Origin of the sequence: Ferrovibrio terrae (genome assembly GCF_943371255.1) — a bacterium.
GTDB classification, from domain to species: domain Bacteria; phylum Pseudomonadota; class Alphaproteobacteria; order Ferrovibrionales; family Ferrovibrionaceae; genus Ferrovibrio; species Ferrovibrio terrae_B.
Genome location: NZ_CALRUC010000001.1, coordinates 83173 through 106531 on the forward strand (window position 1 = coordinate 83173; position 23359 = coordinate 106531).

Genomic DNA, 23359 nt, shown 5'->3' on the forward strand with positions numbered 1-23359 from the left:
TCAAAGCTCCTTGCGGATATCGACGATGCGCATCATGCCCGCCACCATCAGCAGCACGACGATCAGCAGGATCACCGCATTGGCGGCGGCGGCAGGGTATTGCAGCAGCGAGATGGCATTGGCCATCATCAGGCCGACGGAAGCACTCTGGCCGCCGCTCATGAAGCGCACGGTGACGAAATCGCCCATCACCAGGGTGACGACGAAGATCGAGCCGATGGCGATGCCGGGCTTGCACAGCGGAATGATCACATTGGTCAGCACCTGCAGACCGTTGGCGCCGGCGTCATAGGCGGCTTCGATCAGCGAACGGTCGATGCGCATCATCGAATTGAAGATCGGCACGATCATGAACAGCGTATAGAGATGCACAAAGGCCAGCACGACGGCGAAATCGGAGAACAGCAGGAATTCCAGCGGCTGGTTGACGATGCCGGCATTGACGAGCGCGGAGTTGAGCAGGCCATTGCGCCCGAGGAACGGAATCCAGGAAATCATCCGGATGATGTTCGAGGTCAGGAATGGCACGGTGCAGATCAGGAAACAGGCGGTCTGCCAGGTGTCGCTGCGCACATGAAAGGCGAGGAAATAGGCGATGGTGAAGCCGATCGCCAGCGTCACCACCCAGACGATGGCGGCATAGCGCAACGTGTTGAGATAGGTGCGGAGCGTGACCGGACTGCTCAGCAATTCCTTGTAATTGGTCAGCACGAAATCGGGGATGATGCGCGCAAAGTCGTAGTCCCAGAAGCTGACCACCACGATGGTCAGGATCGGAATCACCAGGAAGGCGCCGAACACGAAGGTGAGCGGCGCGACCTGCAGATATGGAATGTAGTTTTTGTTCATCGGACTGGCGCCGTGCAGGCGAACCTGCACGGCGCTCTTTCCGTCTTTAAGCGGCGATGAACTCGTTCCACTTCTGGACCATGTAGCGGTCCTCGTCCATCACGGCATTCCAGCAGGCGACCTTGCCCATGCGGTTCTCGAACGAACCGCCATCGCGCACAGCGCCGGCCTTTTCCAGCAGCTTGCCATCGGGGCTCATGATGTCGGTCTTGGCCGGCTGGCCTTCCATCCAGAAGGCCCATTCGTCGGCGCTCATATGCTGCTTGGCGGTATCCAGCACGGCAGAGTAATAGCCCTGGCGGTTCAGATAGGCGCCGACCCAGCCCGACAGATACCAGTTGATGTATTCATAGGCGGCATCGAGTTCGAGGCCCGTCAGATGCTTGGCGATACCCAGACCGCCACCCCAGGCGCGATAGCCTTCGGCCAGCGGCTGATAGACGCAGGGGATGCCCTTCGACTTCACGGCGGTGACCGCCGGCGACCACATCGACTGGATGATGACCTCGCCAGATGCCATCAGGTTGACCGACTCATCGAAGGTCTTCCAGAAGGCGCGGAACTGGCCGGCTTTCTTGGCGGCCGTCATGATCGAGATCGTCTTGTCGATCTCGGCCTTGGTCATGTTGCCCTTGTCGCCGTATTTGATCTCGCCCATCGACTCGCAGATCATTGCCGCGTCCATGATGCCGATGGACGGGATGTTCAGGATGGACGCCTTGCCCTTGAACTTGGGGTCCATGATGTCCTTCCAGTTGGTGATCGGGCGACCGACCAGATCCGGACGGATGCCGAGCGTATCGGCGTTGTAGATGGTCGGGATCATGGTCATCCACTGGGTCTGCGACTTGGCAAACTTGGTGGAGTCCTTGCCCTCGACGAAGCCGACGCTGTGCGGCGCGGTGCCCTGCGCGATCACGCTGTCGGGCTTGAGCTTGCCGCTGAGGAACAGCGGCACGATCTTGTCGACATTCTTGATCTTCTTGGTGTCCATCGGCTGCATCACGCCGGCCGGGAACACCTTCTTGCAAATCCAGTATTCGATATCGGCGATGTCAAACGACTTCGGCTGCGTCACGGCGCGCTGCGCCACCGCATCGGAATCAAGCGCGGTCATCTGCAGGGTGATGCCGGTATCGGCCTTGCACTTCTCGGCAATGGCATTGAGGTTCGACACGCCGGTGCCGAACTGGCGCAGCGTCACATTCTTGATGTTCTGCGCCCAGATCGTCGGGAAGCCGGTGAGCGCACCGCTGCCGGCCGCCAGACCGATGCCGGCCGCCGCGCCCTTCAGCACGGTACGGCGATTCACGCCACGCGTTTTACCCGTCATCTTGTCCTTAGCCATGTCAGCCTCCGCTGCTTTGTTATGCGGCCCGATGCCGCCCGTTAGTCCTCGAGGATATGGACATCCCCAAGTTTCCATGACACCGCGGCCGCATCGCCCACGGCGACCGGCGCGGCAAAGAAGGTTGCCTCATCGACGGCAACCGCGAATTCGTTCTCGTCGATGCTGCAGTCCGGCAAACCCTGCGGCGTGATGCCGACATGTACCATGCTGCCGAGATATTCGACCGCACGCACGGTGCCACTGAAGCCGGCCTGGCCGCCGGAGGCCGGCCCCAGCCTGGCATGATCGGCGCGCACGGAAATGCGGCGGCGGGCGCCACCCATGCCGGGCGCCAGCGCAATGCCGACATTGCCGGGCAGCTGGATGCTGCCATCGGCCTGATCGACCGCGCAGTCGAGGATGTTATGGCCACCGATGAAGCGGGCAACAAAAGCTGTGCGCGGCTTGTTGAAGACATCGCGCGCCGAAGAGGCCTGCTCAATGCGGCCCTTGTTCATCACCACGACCAGATCGGCCAGTGCCATCGCCTCTTCCTGGCTGTGGGTGACATGGATGAAGCTGATCCCGAGTTCCTTCTGCAGGCGCTTCAGCTCCTCGCGCATGCGGGCGCGCAGGAAGGGATCGAGCGCCGAGAGCGGCTCGTCGAGCAGCAGGGCGGATGGCCCGGTAATCAATGCACGCGCCAGCGCGATACGCTGCTGCTGGCCACCGGACAGCTGCGCCGGCAGCCGGGCGGCGTAGTCCTGCATGTCGACCAGCCGCAGCAGCTCCATCGCCCTGGCGCGGCGCTCGGCCTTGGCCACGCCCTTCATCTTCAGGCTGAAGGCGACATTGTCGACACAGTCGAGATGCGGGAACAGCGCGTAATTCTGGAACATCATCGCCGTGCCGCGCTTGGCCGGCGGCAGGGTGTTGATCACCTCGTTGCCGAGCAGGATATCGCCGTCGGAAATCTCTTCATGGCCGGCAATCATGCGCAGCGTGCTGCTCTTGCCGCAGCCGCTGGGACCCAGCAGGCAGCAATAGGTGCCGGCCGGAATTTTCAGACTGATCGAGTCGACAGCAATGGCGCCGCCGTAGCGTTTGAGCACTGCCGCCAGCTCGATATCGCCCTTGTCTGCCATCGTGTAATCCGCACCGGGTTCGTTGCGCGGGAGCGATGCAAGGCAGATGCCAGCCGCCGGTTGCGGGGGCTTTTCACGGCATCAGGCAGAATCGTATGCAATCGCTGTATGCAGCAATCGGCCGCGCTGGCGACTGGTGGTCAATATTTGGGCGGAATCAGACGATCTGCTTGAGAAAACGGCGGGACGTCAGTCGCCCGCCGCAGCGAGGTCGGGAAACACCTGGGCGACAAAGCGCGGATAGGTTTCGGCGATATCCCGGGCGATCCGGGTGCGCATGAGCGCCAGTGTCTCGGCATCGGGCGCGGCCGTGGCCGGAACCGTGGCCGGGCAATCGAAGTCGAAGCCGGTGTTGTCGCGCACCTCTTCCACCGTATGGCCGGGATGCACACTCTCCAGCCGAAAGCGGCACTGCTCGCGGTCGAAGGCAAACCAGCACAGATTGGTCAGCAGCCCGATGGGGCCGCCAGGACGGTAGGTGCCGTCATTCTGCGGCCCGGCCGAGGAAATGAAATCCACCTTCGGCACCAGCACACGGCGGGTATGCTCCTCGCGAAACAGGATCACGCGCGGCACCAGATAATAGAGGGAGCCCGAGCCGAACGAGCCGGGCCAACGCACATCGGTTTGCGGATACGCGCCGCCGGCACCGACCAGATTGATATTGGCCTGGCCGTCGATCTGGCCGCCGCCGAGGAAGAAGGCATCGAGCCGCCCCTGCCCCGCGAGATCGAACAGTTCGACGCCGCCATCGCAGAGGAAATCGTTGCGCACGCTGCCCAGCACATTGACCCGCATGCGACCGCCGGATTGCGCACGCGCCAGCAGCGCGCCAGCACCCGGGATCGGCGAGGATGCGCCGGTGGCGACCAGCCGGCAGCCCTGCAGCAGGCGGGCAATGGTGTTGATCAGCAGTTCCTGGCGACTGAACGCGCTCATCACTCGGCCGCCTTCTGCTCATGCACGAATTCATCGCAATAGCGCGCGAAGCCTTCGGGCGTGCGGGCCATCTCGCCATAGAGCTTCAGATGCGCCTCGTCATAGTCGTAGATATCCCACAGCTTGATCGGCCAGGCGCCGCGCGGTGCCTCGGCAATGCCGCCGATATAGGCCGCCGTCAGCGTGCCGGCCGCGCTCTCCTCACTGGCGAGCAGGTCGATGTCGCGGATCTCCTCCACCGTCACCAGCGAGGCGGTGGAGGCGTGCGCCATCGCCACCAGCTCGCGCCGGCGGCCGATGAAGACATTGCCATTGCGGTCGGCAAAGGGCGCATGGAAGACGGCGAAATCCGGTTTGATCGCCGGCAGCAGCACAATAGGGTCGCGGCGTTCCGTCTCGAAGGGATTGTCGATCACCTGCCAGTCGGGGCGGTTCTTCAAAAGATCGGTGCCGAGCAGGCCGCGCAGCGGCATGAAGGGCAGGCCCTTGCCGGCGGCCTGAATCGCCGCATGCACGGCGGGACAGGTGGCATCCATCATGCGGAACTGTCTGGCTTTCAGCCCGGCCTGGAAGCGATGGGCAGTGCCGTATTCGCCCAGCGTGATCGCCGAGGTCTCCACCGTGCCGATGCAACCGGCGCCGGCCAGCATGTCGACCTGCAAACCTGAAATCGGCACGCAGACCACATGCAGGTCGCGCAGGCCACGCCGGATCATCGCCCGCGTCAGCGCCATCGCCACGCCGGAATAATCCGGCGGCACGGCAATCTTGGCGCCGTTGGGGATTTCAGCGGCGAGCTGGTCGAGGCTGCTAACGGGCACCTGTCCGGCAAGTCGGGTCATCGCGCGTTCCTCCCGCGTCCGTTCTTGCGTCCATTGTGGCGCAATCGCCGGGCAAGGCAACCCGGCAATCGTAAAAAGACGGCCTAGCCGATGCTCATCAGGCTGGCATTGCCGCCGGCCGCGGTGGTGTTGGTGCTGACCGTGCGTTCGGCCATCAGCAGCTCCAGCGGATAATCGCCGGCGGCATCCGCCGTGTGGATTGGCACGATCCGTTCGCTGTCCACCGCTGTCCGCTGCGCCCATTGCACAAGCGTGTCGCCGGCGCCGGCGAACAGGATGGCATCCGCTTGCCCCTGATGGCCGATCCGCTCGCGCAGGTCCGCCGGCAGGTCGCGGAACAGCTCGATGAACGGTTCCGGCACGATGGCGCGATTGCCGGTCGCCAGCGCAGCCGCCACCTGCAGCAGCAGGTCTTCGGGTGCGGTGGCCTCGCAGCGTATGCTGCCGCGCGGCAGCAGGATGTAGAGGTTGCGTTCGCCCACCGGTCCGGGCAGCTCGCGCACCAGCCCCGGCAGATTGCGCGGCAGCAGTGCCGCACAGCGCTGCGCGACCGCCGCATGCCGTTGCTGCAGCCAGCCGTGATAGAGCGCGAGCAGCGCGTTGCTGCCCTGCCCGCTCATGCCTGCGACGGGCGGCGCCGCACTCAGCAGGCGATGCAGGTAAAGCGGCCCGCCGGCCTTGGGGCCGGTGCCCGACAGGCCATGGCCGCCAAACGGCTGCACACCCACCACGGCGCCGATGATGTTGCGGTTGACATAGAGATTGCCGGCTTCGATCCGCTGGGTGACATGGGCGATGGTCTCGTCGATGCGGCTGTGCAGGCCGAAGGTGAGGCCGTAGCCGGACTGGTTGATCTGGTCGATCAGCGCATCGAGATTTTCGCGGCGGTAGCGCACCACATGCAGCACCGGGCCGAACACCTCGGCCTTGAGATCCGACACCTTGGCCAGTTCGATCACGGTGGGCGGCACAAAGGTGCCATGGCGCGCCTGTTCCGGCAGGGCCAGCTGCTCGATGCGGCATTTCTTCGCCCGCATGGCTTCGATATGGCTCAGGATCGACTGCTGCGCCGATGCCGTGATCACCGGGCCGACATCGACCGAGAGACGATCCGGCGATCCGATGCTGAGTTCGGCCATGGCGCCCTTCAGCATCTTCAGCACGTGATCGGCGATATCCTCCTGCAGACAGAGAATGCGCAAGGCCGAACAACGCTGCCCGGCAGAATCGAAGGCAGAAGCCAGCACATCGGCCACCACCTGCTCCGGCAGGGCGGAAGAGTCGACGATCATGGCATTGAGTCCGCCGGTCTCGGCGATCAGCGGCACCGGCTTGCCGTCTGGCGTCAGGCGCGATGCGAGCTGCTTCTGGATCAGGCGGGCGACTTCGGTGGAGCCGGTGAACATCACGCCGCGGATGCGGGTATCGCCGACCAATGCGGCACCGACACGGCCATCGCCGGGCAGCAGCTGCAGCGCACCGGCCGGCACGCCGGCCTCGCGCAGGATCTGCACCGCCTGGGCGGCGATCAGCGGGGTTTCCTCCGCCGGCTTGGCCAGCACGACATTGCCGGCTGCCAGTGCAGCCGCCACCTGGCCGGTGAAAATCGCCAGCGGGAAATTCCACGGGCTGATGCAGACCACCGGCCCGAGCGGACGATGGGTGTCGTTGGAGAACTCCGTCGCCACGCTTTCAGCGTAGTAGCGCAGGAAATCGACCGCCTCGCGCACCTCGCCGATGGCATTGGGCAGCGACTTGCCGGCCTCGCGCACGATCAGGCCGAGCAGCTGCGGCATGCGCGTCTCCAGCAGGTCGGCGGCGCGCGCCAGGCATTGCGCCCGCTCGGCCGGCGGCGTGGCCTGCCAGATCGGCGCGGCGCCGATCGCGCCAGCGACGGCCTGTGTCACCTGCGCTGTGGTTGCCGGAACCATCTGGCCGACGATATCGCCGCGGCTGGCCGGGTTGCGCACGGCCTGCGCCTCGCCCTGCTCCGCCGCGCCATCGCTGAGCAGCGGCACCGCACGCCAGCTGTGATCGGCGCCGGACAGCAAAGCCGCCGACAGCGAGGCCAGGCGCTGTTCATTGGAGAGGTCGATGCCGGTGGAATTGCGGCGCTGGCCCAGCATGTCGCGCGGCAGGGCAATCTTTGGATGCGGCATGCCAAGCGGCTGGATGCCCCTGGCGGTCTCGACCGGATCGGCGATCAGGCTGTCGAGCGAAATCGCCTGGTCGGCGATCTGGTTGACGAAGGAGGTGTTGGCGCCGTTTTCCAGCAGGCGGCGCACCAGATAGGCCAGCAGGGTTTCATGGGTGCCGACCGGCGCATAGATGCGACACGGTCGGTTCAGCTTGTCGCGCCCGACCACCTCTTCATACAGCGGCTCGCCCATGCCATGCAGGCACTGGAATTCATACTGGCCGGTATAATAATTCTCGCCCGCCATCGTATGGATGGTGGCCAGCGTCTGCGCATTGTGGGTGGCGAATTGCGGATAGACCGCATCGGGTGCGGCCAGCAGTTTGCGCGCGCAGGCCAGATACGACACGTCGGTATGCACCTTGCGCGTATAGACCGGGAAGCCTTCGAGACCATCGACCTGGGCGCGCTTGATCTCGCTGTCCCAGTAGGCGCCTTTCACCAGACGCACCATCAGGCGGTGGTCGCTGCGGCGACCGAGATCGATGATCCAGTCGAGCACGAAGGGTGCGCGTTTCTGATAGGCCTGCACGACAAAACCGATGCCGTTCCAGCCGGCCAGCTCCGGGTCGAAGCACAGGCTTTCCAGCAGGTCGAGCGAGATTTCCAGCCGGTCGGCTTCCTCGGCATCGATGTTGAGTCCGATATCGTAGCGCCGCGCCAGCAGCGTGAGCGCCTTCAGCCGCGGCAGCAGCTCGGCCTTCACGCGCTCCAGATTGGCGCGGTTGTAGCGCGGATGCAGCGCCGAGAGCTTCACCGAGATGCCGGGGCCTTCATAGATGCCGCGCTTGGCCGCCGCCTTGCCGATGGCATGGATCGCCTGTTCGTAATCGGCGTAATAGCGCTGTGCATCGGCCGCCGTGGTCGCCGCCTCGCCCAGCATGTCGTAGGAATAGCGGAAGCCCTGGGCTTCCCATTGGCGGCTGTTGGCCAGCGCCTCGGCGATGGTCTGGCCGGAGACGAACTGCTCGCCCATCATGCGCATGGCGATATCGACGCCCTTGCGGATCAGCGGCTCGCCGCCCCTGGCGATCAGCTTGGTCAGTGCATTGGACAGCGACTTGCCGCTGTTGGTGGCGGTCAGGCGGCCGGTGATCAGCAGGCCCCAGGTGGCGGCATTGACGAACAGCGAGCGGCTGTGCCCCAGATGCGCTTCCCAGTCGCCGATACCGATCTTGTCGCGGATCAGCGCATCGCGCGTGGCGCGATCGGGGATGCGCAGCAGCGCCTCGGCCAGGCACATCAGCGCCACGCCTTCCTGGCTGGACAGCGAATATTCGTGGATCAGGCCTTCGACGCCGCCGGACTGGCTCTTGTTGCGCAGGGCCTCGACCAGCCTGCGCGCTAGCGTGCGTGCCGTCGCCGTCACGGTCTTGGGCAGAGTGGCTTCAGCGATCAGCTGCGGCAGGCATTCCGGCTCCGGCCGGCGATAGGCGGCGGTGATCTGCGCGCGCAGCACGCTTTGCGGCTGCACGGTCTGGGCAAATTCCAGGAAGGGCGGCTGCAGGGCATCGGCGGCGCTGGGCGCATCCTGCACATCGATACTCGCCCGGGTGTCGGCAAACAGGCCATCCAGCGCGTCGCCGCGCTCGACCTTGTCCAGCACCGAGAAAATCGCCTGCTTGATCAGCCAGTGCGGCGAGCGGCCGATGCCGTCGGCCGCGCGCTTGAGGCGGGCCTTGAGGTCTTCGTCGATCTTCACGCCGATGGTGGTGACTGCCATGCCCGGCCCCCGCTGCGACTCCGGCCTGTCATGCAGGCCCTGCTGGCGAGACCATTCCGCAAAAGGCGCAACCGAGTCAACTCGAAAGGCGCAACCTTATTAAGTCTATGATTTTACGTTAATAATTGAAAATGACTGCCAATTTTCGCCGGAATCAGTAAGCAAATGGGACGGACATCCGGGTTAGTAGCGCAACCTTTTAGCCTCTGTCGTAGCGGGCCCCAAACGAAAACAGCCGGATCAAGGCTAAACCTTTGATCCGGCTGTCAAATCTATGGGGCGAGGAACGGGACTTGAACCCGCGACCCCCAGAGCCACAATCTGGTGCTCTAACCAACTGAGCTACCCCCGCCACAGGAAGCCGCTTCTTAACTGCCCGGCCGGATGCGGTCAAGCCATTGTCACGGCCAGGCTGCGTTCAACCCATCGGCGATTCGCCTCGGCCCTCCAGAAAGTTGGCCGCAATTTCAGTATCTTGTGCGGAATTTCGCAGTCCGCTAAGACAGATGCATGGGTAGCTTCTGGCTCATCATGGGCGCCATGCTGATTGGTGTGCCCGGTGCGACGTTTATTGTGCTGCAGCTCATCGCTCAGCACAAAAGACAGATCATGACCTATGAGTGGAGTTCGGCCGAAGTTGTTCGCCGTGGCCAGCGCATGGACGAGCTGGAAAAGCTGGCCAAGACCGCCCAGCAGAAAATCACCGAGCTGAGCAAGCAGAAATTCGAACTGGAAGCCCAGATCGCCAAGCTGGAGAAACTGGCCAGCCAGGCGGTGGCCCAGGAAACCAACCACAAGACCTTCAGCATCGGCATCTACAATTCGGAAGTGCGCCGCGCCCATATGATGGGCGAGAAGCATCGTCAGCTCGACGACAAATGGGGCGACATCAATTACGTCGAACTGAACGCCGCCAGCGAAGACGAAGTGCGCCGTACCATCATGCGCAAATTCCCGCCCGAGCGCGGCTTCGTTATCGAATCAGTTCAGCCGGTGAAGAAGTAAGCGGTCCGGCATTCAGGCGCGAGGCCTGCACCAGGATTTCCAGCCCGGCCTCGTCATCGATCTCGCCGCGTGGCGCCACCGGCCAGAACCATTCCTTCTCGGCAGCCGGCAGCGGCACATCCAGCACGGCACTTTCGCTCAGCACCGTTTCATTGGCGCGGTTGCGCCAGATCCGCCGCGCATCGGCCACCAGACCGACCGGACAGCTGAAGCCCAGCAGGCCATGCAGATGCGCCTGCATGATGGCGCGGCCGAAGCTTTCGGCTGCCTGTACCGTCATGCCCTGGCGCTGCACATAGTCCATCGGCAGCAGCGGCAGCTGCGACAGCAGGTTGAGCGACAGCACGCAGTCCGGCGGTACCGGATCGAGATCGCGCATCGCGTCGATGGAGGGGATCGGCAGCGGCATGCCGAGACGCCATTCCGACAGCGGCTCGACAACGCCGGTGACATCTGCGAGCCGCAGTTCGACATTGGGCCAGCGCCGCACGGCGACACGCGCCTGCGGCAGCAGGGCGATATCGAAGACCAGGATGCGTCTGAACAGCGGGCTGAGGCCGGCGAGCGGCAGATCGGCGAGCGTGCCGGCGCCCAGCAGCCAGAGCGTGTCGCGGCGGCGGCAGGCACCGACCGTCATCAGGGCGAAGTCGCGTGTGCGGCTTTCATGCTCGGCCCATTCGCGCGCCCAGCGCCGCCGGCGCGACCACAGGCTGACTGCCGCCTTGGCATAGCCGAGCTGACGCGCCGGGCGCGTCGCCTGTGTCCCAGCCCAGATCAGCACCTCCGCCAGCATGGGCGGTATTCTACTTATTCGGCAGCGGATTTCACTGCTTGCGGCGTCACGCCGAAGCGCGCCTTGACCTGTTCGGCCGTGTAATAGCCGCGCTCGATATCGCGGGCCACCTCGGCCGGGTCGCGCCGGGCCGGATCGCCATAGCCGCCGCCGCCCGGCGTGGAGACATGCAGGCGGTCGCCGACCTTGATCTCGATATCCTGGTCCTTGGACAGATGCGGCGGCACGTAGCTTGTCACGCCATCCTTGCCCTGCAGGTCGACGCGCACGGTGTTGAGGCCGCCATCCTCGCCGCCCAGCACGCCGCGCGGGCCGCTGCGGCCATGATCCATCACCATCGAGGCGCGCGCCTCGCCGCGGCGCAGACGGATGGTGTAATTGACGCCGAAGCCGCCACGATGCTGGCCAGCGCCGCCCGAGCCTTCATGCAGCGAGTATTCCTCGAACAGCACGGGATAATACTGCTCCATCACCTCGATCGGCGTGGTCTTGGAAATGCCGATGGTGGAACAGCCATTGCTGATGCCGTCGCCGCCATACCAGCCGCCATAGCCGCCGCCGGAGATCACATACATCACATAACTGCGGTCGCGCTTGGGGTCGTAGCCGCCGAGCGCCAGATTGCCCGAGGTGCCGGCCGGTGCGGCGAACAGCCGGTCCGGCATCGCCTGTACCAGGGCATTGAACACGGCCTCGGCGATGCGCTGGCTGACTTCCGCCGCGCAGCCGGATACCGGGCGCGGATATTTGGCATAGAGGAAAGTGCCATGCGGATCGGTGATCTTCAGCGGCTCGAAGGTGCCGGCATTGATCGGCACATCGGGGAAGATGTGCTTCACCGCCAAGTAGATGGATGAATAGGTGGTCGCGATCACGCTGTTCATCGGTCCGCGGCAGGGCGGGCTGGAGCCCGTCATGTCGAAATGCAGCTCCTCGCCTTTTTTGGTGACCTGCATCTTGATCACCAGCGGCTCATCCACCACGCCGTCGGAATCGACGATGCCTTCGCCATGATAGACGCCGTCGGGGATAGTGCGGATGCGGGCACGCATCTGCTGGCTGGCGCGCTGCTTCAGTTCCTCGATGGCCTGTTCGACCACATCGGCACCGTAGCGGTCGAGCAAGGCGGTCAGCCGCTTCTCGCCGATGGTCAGCGCCGCCGCCTGGGCCTTGATGTCGCCGATACGCTGGTCGGCGATGCGGATGTTGCTGAGGATGATGGAGAGGATTTCCTCGTCCAGCTTGCCTTCCTTGTACAGCTTCACCGGCGGCAGGCGCAGGCCTTCCTGCTCCACCTCGGTGGCATTGGCCGAGAAGCCGCCCGGCACCATGCCGCCGATATCGGGCCAGTGCCCGGTATTGGCGAGCCAGGATACCAGCCTGCCCTTGTAGAAGAACGGTTTCACGAAGCGCACATCCATCAGATGGGTGCCGCCGAGATAGGGATCGTTGACGATATAGACATCGCCCGGTTTGGGCGCGAGCATCGGCGTGTTGCGCGCGCGCTCGATCACCGCCTGGGTGGAAAACTGCATGGTGCCGACAAAGACCGGCAGGCCGAGTTCACCCTGCGCGATCAGTTCGCCGGTCTCGCCATGATAAATGCCATCCGAGCGGTCGAGCGCCTCGGAGATCACCGGCGAGAAGGCCGCACGGCAAAATGCCAGGTCCATCTCGTTGCAGACCTGCTGCAGGCCGTTCTGGATGACGACGAGGGTGACCGGATCGATCGGTGTCTTCGCCATGGCTGCCCTACTCCCCACTGACGGCAACGATCAGGTTGCCGAGTTTATCGACATGCACGCGATTGCCCGGATCGATCACCACCGTGGTATCGAGCTGTTCGAGGATGGCCGGACCGGTGAAATCGGCACCGCGCGGCAGCCGCTCGCGATCATAGACCGGCGTATCCTGCCAGCCGCCCTCATCGTACCACACCTTGCGGCTGCCTTTCTGCGCACCGGCCACATCCTTGGCCGGCTCGGCCGACAGGAGACGGTCGAGCGACAGGCGCGCGCGGCGGCCGATCACGGCGGTGTGCAGGTTGACCAGCACGGCGCGGATTTCCGGCAGTTCGACCTCGAAGCGCTGCCAGTAGGCTTCATCGAAAGCCTTCTGCAGCGCATCGCGGCTGATCGTCTTGTCCGGCACGGCCACGGTGAGCAGATGGCTCTGGCCCTGGAACTGCATATCGGCGGTGTGCAGCACCTGCACTTCTTCCACCGGCACACCGTCGCGCTCCAGCGTTGCCATGCCTTCCGTGACCTGCGCCGCCAGCACTTCGGCCACCAGGCCATCGGGCAGGATCGACAGCGGCTTGTTCACCGTGCGCACATAATCATGCCGCAGGTCGGCCACCACACAGCCGAGCGCATTGGTGATACCGGGCCGCGCCGGGATCAGCAGTTTTGGAATCCCGAGTTCACGCGCCAGGGCCGCAGCATGCAACGGTCCGGCGCCGCCGAAGGCAAACAGCGCGAAGTCGCGCGGATCGTGGCCACGGCTTAAAGACACCATGCGGATGGCGCCGGCCATCTTGTCATTGGCGATGCGCAGGATGGCGGCGGCGGCATCATCGGTGCCGATGCCCAGCGGCTGGCCGACTTCGCGGTCGATGGCGTCTTTCACATCCTGCAGCGATACCTTGTTGTCGACCGACAGCAGGCCATCGGGATTGAGGCGGCCGAGCGCCAGATTGGCATCGGTGATGGTCGGCCGCGTGCCGCCACGGCCATAGCAGATCGGGCCCGGCCTGGCGCCGGCACTTTCCGGGCCAACCTGCAGCATGCCGGCCTCGTTGATGAAGGCGATCGAGCCGCCGCCGGCACCGATGGTATGCACATCCACCATCGGCACGTGGATCGGCATGGCATATTCGAGTTCGAGTTCCGACGACACCTGCGGCACGCCATCCTGGATCAGGCCGACATCCGAGGATGTGCCGCCCATGTCATAGGTGATGACATTGGGCAGGCCGGCGGCGCGCGCCGTATAGGCGGCGGCCATGACACCGGATGCCGGGCCGGACATCACGGTATTCACCGCCGTCTCGGCGACGATACCGGCGGCAATGGTGCCGCCATTGCCCTGCATGACGAGAAGATCCCGCGCGAAGCCCTTGGCCTTCAGTTCGCCGTTCAGGCGCTCGATATAGCGGTGCAGCACCGGCTGCACCGAGGCGTTCACGCAGGCCGTGGTGCCGCGCTCGTATTCGCGATACTCCGACAGCAGCTGGTGCCCGGCGGTGATGTAGCTGTTGGGCCAGACCTTTGCTGCGATTTCCAGCGCGCGCTTTTCATGGCTCTGGTTGATGTAGCTGTGCAGGAAATGGATCACCAGCGCTTCGCAGCCGGCGTCTTTCAGCTGGATGGCGGCCTGACGCACGGCGGCTTCATCCAGCGGGATGACCACCTCGCCATCGGCATCCATGCGTTCGGGCACTTCCAGCCGCCACTGGCGCGGCACCAGCGGCTCAAACCCGCCGGTCAGGCCATAGGGCTGCGGCCGGGTGCGGCGGCCGAGTTCGAGACTGTCGCGGAAGCCCTTGGTGGTGATCAGGCCGATCTTCGCCACCTTGCGCTCCAGCAGCGCATTGGTCGTCGTCGTCGTGCCATGCACGATCATATCGGTCTGGTCGAGGGCGATGCCGCCCTTCTCCAGGGCACTGAGCACGCCGAAGGCCTGGTTATCCAGCGTGGTGGGCACCTTGGCCAGCGCCACCTTGCCCAGTTTTGGCTCAATGCCGATCAGGTCGGTGAAGGTGCCGCCGACATCGATTCCGACAATCCAACCCATACTGAAATCCTCACACCGACAGATACTGTTCACGCACCGCCGCATCGGCGGCGAGTTCGGCCATGGTTCCGGAATAGCGGATACGGCCCTTCTCGATGATGTAGGCGCGGTCCGCCACCATCTGGGCGAAATGCAGGTTCTGCTCCGACAGCAGCACGCAAAGCCCCTCCTCCTTCAGCTTCAGGATGGTGCGTGCCATCTGCTCGACGATCACCGGCGCGAGGCCTTCAGAGGGTTCGTCCAGCAGGATCAGGCGCGGATTGCCCATCAGCGTGCGGGCGATGGTCAGCATCTGCTGCTCGCCGCCCGACATGCGGCCGCCAGGGCGATCCTTCATGCGGCCCAGATTGGGAAACAGCTCGAACAGCCGTTCCGGCGTCCAGGTCGGTGCGCCCTCGCGCGGCTTCTGCCGGCCGACTTCCAGATTCTCCATCACCGTGAGATCGGTGAAGATGCGGCGGTCTTCCGGCACATAGCCCAGTCCGAGCCGGGCGATGCGATGCGGCGACATGCGCTCGACGCGGATGCCGCCAAAGCTGATGACACCGCTCTGCGCCGTCACCAGGCCGATCACCGACTTCATCGTGGTCGACTTGCCGGCGCCGTTGCGGCCCAGCAGCACGACCACCTCGCCGGCTTCTGCCTTGAGCGCGATATCGGCCAGGATATGGGCGCGGCCGTAATAGGTGTGAAGGCCTTCAACCTGCAGCATGTCAGTGGCCCTCCCCGAAGACGGCGCCGGAACCGAGATAAACCGCCTGCACCTCCGGATTGGCCCGCACCTCTTCAGGCGATCCTTCGGCAATCAGCTTGCCGCGGTTGAGCACGATGATGCGGTCGGCCTGGGCGAAGACCACATCCATGTCATGTTCGGTGAACAGCACGGCGATATTGTCCTGTCGTGCCAGCTTGGCCGTCAGCGCCATCAGCGCGATCCGCTCGTTCGGCGCCATGCCCGCCGTCGGCTCATCCATCAGCAGCAGCTTGGGCTGGTTGGCCAGGGCGATGGCGAGTTCGACACGCTTGAGATCGCCATAGGCCAGAATGCCGCAGGGCCGCTCGCTCTGGTCGGCCATGCCGACACGCTCCAGCAGCACCATCGCCTCGTCGCGATACATCTCGGTGGCCGGACGCCAGAAGGCCATCAGCCGGTTGTGGTGCGACAGCAGCGCCATCTGGATATTCTCGCGCACGGTCATGGAATTGAACGTCGCCGTGATCTGGAAGGTGCGGCCGACACCCAGCCGCCAGATATCGCGCGGCGCCATGCCGATCAGGCTGCGCCCCAGCAGGGTGACGATACCCTGGTCGGGCCGCAGCTGGCCGTTCAGCATGTTGAAGCAGGTGCTCTTGCCGGCACCGTTGGGGCCGATCAGGGCCAGCAATTCGCCGGCACTGACACTGAAGGCGACATCCTGCACGGCCTGCACGCCGCCGAAGGATTTGCACAGGCTGCTGACTGCGAGCACCGTCATGACACGGCCTCCCGGCTGCGCATCACCCCGACACGGGTGGCAACCTGCTTCAGGAAGCCGGCAATGCCCTGCGGGAAGGCCAGCACGATGACCAGGATGGTGAGGCCCAGGATGGCACGCCAGTATTCAGTGTTGCGCGCGATCGAATCCTGCAGCCAGGTGAAGACGGCGGCACCCGCCACCGGGCCGGTCAGCGTTTGCACGCCGCCAAGCAGCACCATTACCAGGCCATCGACCGAGCGCGAGACCGCCAGCGATTCAGGCGAGATGCTGCCCTTGGAGAAGGCGAACAGGCCGCCGGCCAGACCGGCGAAGGCACCGGCCAGCGTGAAGCCGAACCACTGGAAGCGCCGCACGTCGATGCCGATGGCATCGGCGCGCAGCGCGGAATCGCGACCGGCGCGCAGCGCGTAGCCGAAGGGCGCATGCACCACGCGCCAGAGGAACAGCACGCCGGCCACGCAGAGCACCAGGGCGAAATAGTAGAAGGCCGTGCGGTTCTTCAGCCATTCGCTGGGCCACAGGCCGATCAGGCCATTCGACCCGCCGGTGAAGGCATCCCACTGATAGATCACCGACCAGGCGATCTGGGCGAAGGCCAGCGTCAACATGGCGAGATAGACGCCGCTGAGCCGCACGCAGAACCAGCCGAACAGCAAGGCGCCGAGGCCGCCAGCCAGCGGCGACGCCAGCAGCGCCAGTTCCATCGGCAGCTTGAGTTTGAGGAAAGCCAGCGCGGCGCCGTAGCAGCCCAGACCGAAATAGGCGGCATGGCCGAACGACACCATGCCGGACGGTCCCATCAGGAAATGCAGGGTGACGGCAAACAGCGCAAACACCGCGATGTCGATCAGCAGCACCAGCAGATAGTCGTCGCCGCCGAGCGGCATCAGGCCGAGCAGTACGACCAGGCCGAGCACGGTGAGCCAGAAGGCCTGGTTGAGCGGATAGAGTGGCGGCTCGACCGTGAAGGCGCCGCGCTGGGCGCCCTGCTGCTTGCCGAGCAGGCCCCAGGGCCGCACCACCAGCACGACAGCCATGATGACGAATTCGACCACCAGGGTGAACTTGCTGAACGAGAAGACCATGCCGAAGACCGACACATCGCCGAGACCGATGCAGAAAGCCTTGGCCTGCGCGATCAGTAGTGCGGCGAGGAAGGCGCCGCCGATCGAGCCCATGCCGCCGACCACGACGACCACGAAGGCATCGGAGATCACGGTGATGTCGAGCATCAGCTGGGCCGGCTCGCGCGGCAGCTGCACGGCACCACCCAGACCGGCGAGAAACGCGCCGAGGAAGAATACACCGGTGAACAGGCCGCTCTGGTTGACGCCGAGCGCACCGACCATCTCGCGATCCTGGGTGGCGGCACGCACCAGCGTGCCCCAGCGGGTGCGGTTCATCAGAAGCCAGAGCAGGCCGAGTACGGCGGGACCGATGGCGATCAGCACCAGATCATATTGCGGGAAGCGCTTGCCGAAAATCTCAACGGCACCGCGCAGGCCGGCGGCGCGCGGCCCGACCAGATCCTCAGCACCCCAGATGTAGAGCGCGGCATCCTTGATGACGAGCACCAGCGCAAAGGTGGCCAGCAGCTGGAACAGCTCGGGCGCGCGATAAATGCGGCGCAGCACCACCACCTCGATGACCACGCCGATCAGGCCGACACAGAGTGCCGCCATCAGCACGCCACCCCAGAAGCCGAAGATCGAGCTGCGGCCGAAGAATTCCACCAGCGTATAGGCCAGGTAGACCCCCAGCATATACAGCGAGCCATGGGCGAAATTCACGATCCGGCTGACGCCGAAGATGATCGACAGTCCGGCGGCCACCAGGAAGAGCGACGAGGCGCCGGCAAGGCCGTTCATGAACTGGATGGCAATGTTGGACAGCAAGACCCCGACCCACCAAGCAATAAGGAAAGAGAAATTCAGGAGAGAAAAAATGCCCTCCCGCCATTCATGCGGGAGGGCACAGTCGCGGCAGGCTCAGTCGGCCGGACGCATCTTGGCGACTTCGGCATCCGACGGCAGGAACTTGGCGCCGTCAGCATAATACCAGTCGGTCATGACACCCTTGCCGTCCTTCAGCCCGATCTTGCCGACATAGGCTCCCATCGTGGACTGGTTGTCCTGCGGACGATAGGTGATGTTGCCGAGCGGCGTGCTGTGGGTCAGGCCCTTCATCGCCGCCACCAGCTTCTCGGTGTCCAGCGTGCCGGCCTTCTTGATCACCGCCGCAGCAGACTGCACGGTGGCATAGCCGACGATCGAACCCAGGCGCGGATAGTCGTTGAACTTCTTCTGGTAGGCATCGGCAAACGCCTTATGCTCCGGCGTGTTAATGGCATACCAGGGATAGCCGGTGACCCACCAGCCGACCGGAGCCTCATCCTTCAGCGGATCGAGATATTCCGGCTCACCGGCCAGCAGGTTGAACACCGCGACATTCTTGAACAGGTCGCGGGTCTGGCCTTCGCGGACGAACTTGGCGAGATCGGCGCCGAACAGCGACGAGAAGATCGCATCCGGCTTGGCGGCGGCAATGGCATCGGCCACGGCGCCGGCTTCGATCTTGCCCAGTGGCGGGGCCTGCTCGATGACGAATTCGACATCGGGCTGCGCCGCCTTGATCAGCTGCTTGAAGGCAGCCGTGGCCGACTGGCCATATTCATAGTTCGGATAAACGATGGCCCAGCGCTTTTTCTTCAGCTTGGCCGCTTCCGGCACCAGCATCGCCGTCTGCATGTAGGTCGAGGCACGCAGGCGATAGGTATACTTGTTGCCCTGGTCCCAGACGATCTTGTCGGTCAGAGGCTCGGCGGCGATGAAGAGAACCTTCTTCTCCTTGGCGAAACTCGACACGGCGAGGCCGACATTGGAGGGGAAAGTGCCGATCAGGAAGGCGACCTTTTCACGAGTCATCAGCTCTTCAGCGATACGCACGGCATCGCTCGGCGTGCCGTTGTCGTCACGGCTGACGATTTCCAGCTTCTTGCCCAGCAGGCCGCCGCTGGCATTCACCTGTTCGACGGCGAGTTCCCAGCCCTTCTTGTAGGGCTCGAGGAAGGCGGCGAAATTCTTGTAGGAATTCATCTCGCCGATCTTGATGGTATCCTGCGCCTGGGCGCCGGATGTCAGACCGATCATCGCCGCACCGACTGCGGCACTCAGTTTCAACCAGCTTCTGCGATTCATACTTGCCTCCTGTTGAAGTCCTGTGGTTCCCGGAAACGCGAACGCTAAACTTTTCTTCTGACGCAATTATCGCTGCCCATCCTCGCCCTTGATCTCATGGACCTGCAGGCCGCCGACCCGGGCATGTACGCGCCCGCCGGTGCTCATCGCCAGGATGAAGGCGATCTCGTTGTCGCGCGGCCCGTCGGCCACGCCAAATTCGATGGCATCGAAATGGCTGCGCACATAGGCGGCATTCACATGATGCAGCGGAATGTCGATACGGGCGCCCGGCCCGCCCACCTTGGTGGCGGAGGGCACGATGGCCTTGGCATTGCCGAGAATCTCGCGCATCGAATAGCCGCCGGGCACATGCCACAGCGCGCCATGCTCCAGTTCACCGCCGGCGCCGATCAGGGCGCCCTTGCCATAGGCCTCGATGGCCCTGGGATCATTCCCGAGTGCCGCCACAAGACGTTTGGTCAGCTCCAGCCCGAGCGGCTTGAGCGCATCCATCATCGGCGTGATGTCTTCGACATAGCGACCGGCATAGGGATTCTTGACGAAAGCGCCGATCACACCCTTCACCGGATGCTTGGCCGCAACAGGGCCACCATCGTGGAAAACATCTTCGGTGATACAGACGATCTTGCGGACTTCAACCAGGCTCATGCTCTTACTCCAACGCTTTGCGCAGCCGTCAGCAGCATCTCGCCGCCGACACTCCGGGTCTCGCCCTGTAGCGACAAAAATGCGGCCTGAATCAGACCGCTGCGGCACAAATCCTGCGCGCGCACCATACCGGCCGACAAGGCTTCGTTGATCGCGAAAATCGGCAGTGTACCTACGGATACTGTCACCGGCAGTGCACCCAGGTCGCTGTCATCACGCAATGCGTGTGCCGGCTGCCGGCGAATCATGTCGTGCTCAACCGTCACTGCATTGGCGATGATGGTGGCGGCAGCATCGGCCTGCGCCGCGGTCTCGGCCAGAACAGTGACCGCATCGGCAATGCCAAGCGAAAACGAGCGGCCACGCCAGCCCGAAGTGGCGATGCCGCGCGACGGCTGCATGGCATTCAGCGTGGCAATCGCATCCAGATGCGGCAGGTCGGGATTGCAGACCACGGCGGCCCGCAGGGTCTCGCCGGCGGCGAGATGGAAAGCGATGTCGCCACCATTGTTCACATAGGCCTTGGCAAGCTGCGTGCCGGCCTGCATCGCGGCCAGCACTTCATCCGCCACCGAGCCGGCCACGGCCGCCATCGGCGTGATGAAAACCGCACGATGCGGCCAGCAGGCGACCGCCATGCGGCGCGCCACCGGGCCACGGAACAGCGGATGCGCGCCGCCCAGCGGCCGGCGCAACGCGGGCAGTTCGGCCACCAGCGTGGCGAGGATATCCTGGAAGCGTGCCACCGCCTGGTCATAGGCCCGCGCAACATCAGCCTGCGCGCCGAAGGCTTCGATCACCAGATCGATCGGGCCATGCTGCAGATGCAGGCGCTTTGATACGCCATCGCGGCCAATCAGCCAGGCTGCTGTGGGCTGCATGCCGCTCACGGCTGCTCCTCGGCGGTCGGACGCGTGATCGGCCAGGGATTCTCGTCACGCCAGGCCTGCTTGCTCAGACGTCCGGTCTGCAGCACATCGTCAAGCCGTACCACGTAATCCATGTGGCCGCCGAGCGCAGCATAATCGTCACGCCGCAGGGTGAATTCGATCGGTGCGACCAGCGCCGGCGTCGGCACATAGCCGAAGGAATTGTCGGGCATGCGCGCCACATCCACCATGTAGGTGATGCCGCCGCCGGGCCAGACATAAACCGGCGCACCGCCGGAGGTGACGCGGGTCAGACGATCCTTCACCGACAAGGTCAGGCGCACCGGATTCTCGGTGACGCCCGCGCGCAGGCTGCCGCCGGCCCCGGCCATGAACAGTACGGTGCAGAGCGATGGCTCGCAATTCTCGGCAATACGGTCGACCACGACGCGCACCGGCGCCGGCATCTCGGCCGGTTGCGGCTTGAGCTGGTCGTCCAGCACATACCAGGCGCTGTGCTCGCCGGTGGTGGAGACCATCAGCAGCTTCATGCCCGGCCAGGCAGCCTTGGCATCGATGCTCTCGATGATGTCGAGCGGATCGGACACATTGGTGCCGCCCCAGCCCAGACCCGGCTCGGCCACCTGGAAATAGCGGCCCGGCGTGGATTTGCGGCCGCGCACGCGGATGCCGGCCAGCGGCATGTCGAGGAAGCGGCCGGCCTGGTGCTCGCTCAGCACGCCGGTGATGTGGTCATCCACCACGATCACCTCGTCGGCATGGCCAAGCCACTGCTTGGCGAAGATGCCGATGGTGGCCGAACCGCAGCCCACCCGCATGCGGGCTTCGGGCGTGCCGTTCACGACGGGCGGATGGTTGGCCTGGATGGTGACTTCGGCACCGCCATCGATCTGCACGGTGAGCGCCTGCTTGTTGCACAGCGCCAGCAACGCGTCGCAGGTGACGATGCCTTCCTTCTTGCTGCCGCCGGTCAGGTGATGCACGCCGCCGAGCGAAAGCATCTGCGAGCCGTATTCCGCCGTGGTGACATGGCCGATGGCTTCGCCGTTCACCCGCACTGCGGCCTGTTCCGGGCCGAGATGGCGATCGGTATCGATCTTCACCTTGACGCCGCAATAGCTGAAGATGCCTTCGGTCACCACGGTGACCATATCGACGCCATCATGCTGCGACGACACGATGAAGGGTGCCGGCTTGTAATCGGGATAGGTGGTGCCGGCGCCGATGCCGGTCACGAACATCGGAGACACTGCAACAGGCGGGGGCGCGGCCACGCTGCCATTCCAGCCTTCGGACCCTGAGAGAAACGGCACCACCGCGCCGGCGGTGGCCGCACGTTCGGTGATAATCAGCGGGTCGACGCGGGTCAGCACGCCTTCGACATTGGCATAGCGGTCGCAGGCGCCGGCCTTGCCGGGACGGATGCGGCAGAGCACCGGACAGGCATCGCAACGGACGACATCATCCTTCGGGGCGGTAGCGATGGCGTGACTCATGCTGGCCTCCTACTCCGCTGCCTGCGGCAGATCTTTGAGTGCCGCATGCAGGCGATGCGGCAGCACCGGCACTTCGGTAACGCGCACGCCGGTGGCATGGCGGATCGCACCCAGGATGGCCGGCGCGGTCGGCACCAGGCCCGGCTCGCCGACACCCTTGGCGCCAAACGGTCCGAGCGGTTCGGCATCCTCGATCATGATCACATCGATCTCGGGCACATCGCCCACGGTCGGGATCAGATAGTCATGCAGGTTTTCGGTGCGGCCCGGCAGGTATTCTTCCATCAGTGCCAGGCCCAGCCCCTGCGCGATGCCGCCATGAATCTGGCCTTCCACCTGAGTCGGGTTCACCGCCCGGCCCACGTCATGGGCGGCGATGATCTTCTTCACCTTCACCTTGCCAAGCTCGGTATCGACCTCGACCAGCGCCATCTGCGCGGCAAAGCCATAGGTGGCATAAGGCACGCCCTGACCATTGGCATCCAGCATGGTGGTGGGCGGATCGAAGCGGCCCTCGCCCAGCAGCACATCGCCATCCAGGTTGAGGCGCGGCAGGGTGGCGAGATCGATGCGGCGCACCGCGCCACCATCTTCGACAGTGAGCACGGCGCCATCAAAGTTGAGTTTGGCGCCGTCGCCGGCATTGGCCAGCCGCAGAACCTGCGCCCGCAGATCACGGGCCGCGATCTCGGTGGCCTTGCCCGACACGAAGGTCTGCCGCGAGGCCGAGGTCTTGCCGGCATCCTGGGTGCGGTCGGTATCGCCCATCACATAGTCGATGCGGTCCATGCTGACGCCAAGCGCATCGGCCACGATCTGCACGAAGATGGTATTCGAGCCCTGCCCGATATCGACGGCACCGTTATAGAAGAACACCCGGCCATCGGCACGCAGGCTGATCCGCATGGTGGAGGGATTGGAAATCGAGGTATTGCCCAGGCCATACCACATGCAGCCGATGCCGATGCCGCGGCGCAGGGTCTTGCGGCGGGCATTGAAGGCTTCGACCTCGGCCGTCATCGCCTGCCA

Annotated in this window: 18 protein-coding genes and 1 tRNA gene; 1 reads left to right on the forward strand and 18 read right to left on the reverse strand. The window is 64.5% G+C overall.

Translation table 11 applies throughout. The features are described from left to right. The 7 genes from AAG799_RS00540 to AAG799_RS00570 form a co-directional block, all read right to left on the reverse strand. The gene (locus AAG799_RS00540; RefSeq protein WP_341893838.1) at positions 1-849 is read right to left on the reverse strand and encodes an ABC transporter permease; all 849 of its coding nucleotides are present in this window, start codon (positions 847-849) and stop codon (positions 1-3) included. A gap of 46 nt (positions 850-895) precedes the next feature. Beyond that, entirely contained in the window at positions 896-2197 is a 1302-nt protein-coding gene (locus tag AAG799_RS00545) for a PotD/PotF family extracellular solute-binding protein (protein WP_341893818.1), read from the reverse strand. Positions 2198-2238: 41 nt separating this feature from the next. Continuing rightward, entirely contained in the window at positions 2239-3324 is a 1086-nt protein-coding gene (locus AAG799_RS00550; RefSeq protein ID WP_341893819.1) for an ABC transporter ATP-binding protein, read from the reverse strand. Positions 3325-3513: 189 nt separating this feature from the next. Then, the gene (locus AAG799_RS00555; protein WP_341893821.1) at positions 3514-4263 is read right to left on the reverse strand and encodes a CoA-transferase; all 750 of its coding nucleotides are present in this window, start codon (positions 4261-4263) and stop codon (positions 3514-3516) included. Beyond that, positions 4263-5105, reverse strand: coding sequence for a CoA transferase (locus AAG799_RS00560; protein ID WP_341893822.1), 843 nt, complete (start codon positions 5103-5105; stop codon positions 4263-4265). The genes AAG799_RS00555 and AAG799_RS00560 overlap by 1 nt, the downstream gene beginning before the upstream one ends. 83 nt (positions 5106-5188) lie before the next feature. Further along, positions 5189-9025 carry a trifunctional transcriptional regulator/proline dehydrogenase/L-glutamate gamma-semialdehyde dehydrogenase gene (putA, locus tag AAG799_RS00565; RefSeq protein WP_341893823.1) on the reverse strand — a complete coding sequence of 1279 codons (3837 nt, stop codon included), beginning with the start codon at positions 9023-9025 and terminating at the stop codon, positions 5189-5191. Between the two features lie 275 nt (positions 9026-9300). Further along, positions 9301-9377: transfer RNA gene (locus tag AAG799_RS00570), tRNA-His, on the reverse strand. A 158-nt stretch (positions 9378-9535) separates the two neighbouring features. Here AAG799_RS00570 and AAG799_RS00575 point away from each other — a divergent pair. Further along, positions 9536-10030, forward strand: a complete 495-nt coding sequence (locus AAG799_RS00575; RefSeq protein WP_341893824.1) for a hypothetical protein — start codon at positions 9536-9538, stop codon at positions 10028-10030. On the opposite strand, the gene AAG799_RS00580 is transcribed toward AAG799_RS00575, so the two are convergent. The 11 genes from AAG799_RS00580 to AAG799_RS00630 form a co-directional block, all read right to left on the reverse strand. Beyond that, positions 9999-10823: a hypothetical protein gene (locus tag AAG799_RS00580; protein ID WP_341893825.1), complete on the reverse strand. Its 825-nt coding sequence runs from the start codon at positions 10821-10823 to the stop codon at positions 9999-10001. The two genes, AAG799_RS00575 and AAG799_RS00580, sit on opposite strands and share 32 nt — an antisense overlap. Before the next feature lie 14 nt (positions 10824-10837). Further along, positions 10838-12568 carry a hydantoinase B/oxoprolinase family protein gene (locus tag AAG799_RS00585; protein WP_341893826.1) on the reverse strand — a complete coding sequence of 577 codons (1731 nt, stop codon included), beginning with the start codon at positions 12566-12568 and terminating at the stop codon, positions 10838-10840. Positions 12569-12575: 7 nt separating this feature from the next. Beyond that, positions 12576-14618, reverse strand: coding sequence for a hydantoinase/oxoprolinase family protein (locus AAG799_RS00590; RefSeq protein WP_341893827.1), 2043 nt, complete (start codon positions 14616-14618; stop codon positions 12576-12578). Positions 14619-14628: 10 nt separating this feature from the next. Further along, complete coding sequence (locus tag AAG799_RS00595; RefSeq protein ID WP_341893828.1) at positions 14629-15330, reverse strand: ABC transporter ATP-binding protein; 702 nt, start codon at positions 15328-15330, stop codon at positions 14629-14631. A 1-nt stretch (position 15331) separates the two neighbouring features. Next, a complete protein-coding gene (locus AAG799_RS00600) occupies positions 15332-16093 on the reverse strand; it encodes an ABC transporter ATP-binding protein (RefSeq protein WP_341893829.1) in 762 nt (253 codons plus the stop codon). After that, positions 16090-17991: an ABC transporter permease gene (locus AAG799_RS00605; RefSeq protein WP_341893830.1), complete on the reverse strand. Its 1902-nt coding sequence runs from the start codon at positions 17989-17991 to the stop codon at positions 16090-16092. Before AAG799_RS00605 ends, AAG799_RS00600 begins: the two co-directional genes overlap by 4 nt. Positions 17992-18084: 93 nt before the next feature. Then, a complete protein-coding gene (locus AAG799_RS00610; RefSeq protein WP_341893831.1) occupies positions 18085-19293 on the reverse strand; it encodes an ABC transporter substrate-binding protein in 1209 nt (402 codons plus the stop codon). 66 nt (positions 19294-19359) lie between these two features. Beyond that, the gene (locus AAG799_RS00615; RefSeq protein WP_341893833.1) at positions 19360-19944 is read right to left on the reverse strand and encodes an amino acid synthesis family protein; all 585 of its coding nucleotides are present in this window, start codon (positions 19942-19944) and stop codon (positions 19360-19362) included. Then, positions 19941-20825 carry a UPF0280 family protein gene (locus tag AAG799_RS00620; protein ID WP_341893834.1) on the reverse strand — a complete coding sequence of 295 codons (885 nt, stop codon included), beginning with the start codon at positions 20823-20825 and terminating at the stop codon, positions 19941-19943. Before AAG799_RS00620 ends, AAG799_RS00615 begins: the two co-directional genes overlap by 4 nt. Positions 20826-20830: 5 nt before the next feature. After that, positions 20831-22330: a 6-hydroxynicotinate reductase gene (locus AAG799_RS00625; protein WP_341893835.1), complete on the reverse strand. Its 1500-nt coding sequence runs from the start codon at positions 22328-22330 to the stop codon at positions 20831-20833. A gap of 9 nt (positions 22331-22339) precedes the next feature. After that, positions 22340-23359: molybdopterin cofactor-binding domain-containing protein (locus AAG799_RS00630; protein ID WP_341893836.1), on the reverse strand; the 1020-nt coding region annotated here is incomplete at its 5' end.

Coding starts and splice junctions, on each gene's coding strand:
- AAG799_RS00580 (WP_341893825.1), bottom strand. CDS start 10,823: ATGCTGGCGGAGGTGCTGATCTGGGCTGGGACACAGGCGACGCGCCCG.
- AAG799_RS00590 (WP_341893827.1), bottom strand. CDS start 14,618: ATGGGTTGGATTGTCGGAATCGATGTCGGCGGCACCTTCACCGACCTG.
- AAG799_RS00550 (WP_341893819.1), bottom strand. CDS start 3,324: ATGGCAGACAAGGGCGATATCGAGCTGGCGGCAGTGCTCAAACGCTAC.
- putA (WP_341893823.1), bottom strand. CDS start 9,025: ATGGCAGTCACCACCATCGGCGTGAAGATCGACGAAGACCTCAAGGCC.
- AAG799_RS00620 (WP_341893834.1), bottom strand. CDS start 20,825: ATGCAGCCCACAGCAGCCTGGCTGATTGGCCGCGATGGCGTATCAAAG.
- AAG799_RS00545 (WP_341893818.1), bottom strand. CDS start 2,197: ATGGCTAAGGACAAGATGACGGGTAAAACGCGTGGCGTGAATCGCCGT.
- AAG799_RS00610 (WP_341893831.1), bottom strand. CDS start 19,293: ATGAATCGCAGAAGCTGGTTGAAACTGAGTGCCGCAGTCGGTGCGGCG.
- AAG799_RS00600 (WP_341893829.1), bottom strand. CDS start 16,093: ATGACGGTGCTCGCAGTCAGCAGCCTGTGCAAATCCTTCGGCGGCGTG.
- AAG799_RS00540 (WP_341893838.1), bottom strand. CDS start 849: ATGAACAAAAACTACATTCCATATCTGCAGGTCGCGCCGCTCACCTTC.
- AAG799_RS00555 (WP_341893821.1), bottom strand. CDS start 4,263: ATGAGCGCGTTCAGTCGCCAGGAACTGCTGATCAACACCATTGCCCGC.
- AAG799_RS00625 (WP_341893835.1), bottom strand. CDS start 22,330: ATGAGTCACGCCATCGCTACCGCCCCGAAGGATGATGTCGTCCGTTGC.
- AAG799_RS00595 (WP_341893828.1), bottom strand. CDS start 15,330: ATGCTGCAGGTTGAAGGCCTTCACACCTATTACGGCCGCGCCCATATC.
- AAG799_RS00560 (WP_341893822.1), bottom strand. CDS start 5,105: ATGACCCGACTTGCCGGACAGGTGCCCGTTAGCAGCCTCGACCAGCTC.
- AAG799_RS00585 (WP_341893826.1), bottom strand. CDS start 12,568: ATGGCGAAGACACCGATCGATCCGGTCACCCTCGTCGTCATCCAGAAC.
- AAG799_RS00615 (WP_341893833.1), bottom strand. CDS start 19,944: ATGAGCCTGGTTGAAGTCCGCAAGATCGTCTGTATCACCGAAGATGTT.
- AAG799_RS00575 (WP_341893824.1), top strand. CDS start 9,536: ATGGGTAGCTTCTGGCTCATCATGGGCGCCATGCTGATTGGTGTGCCC.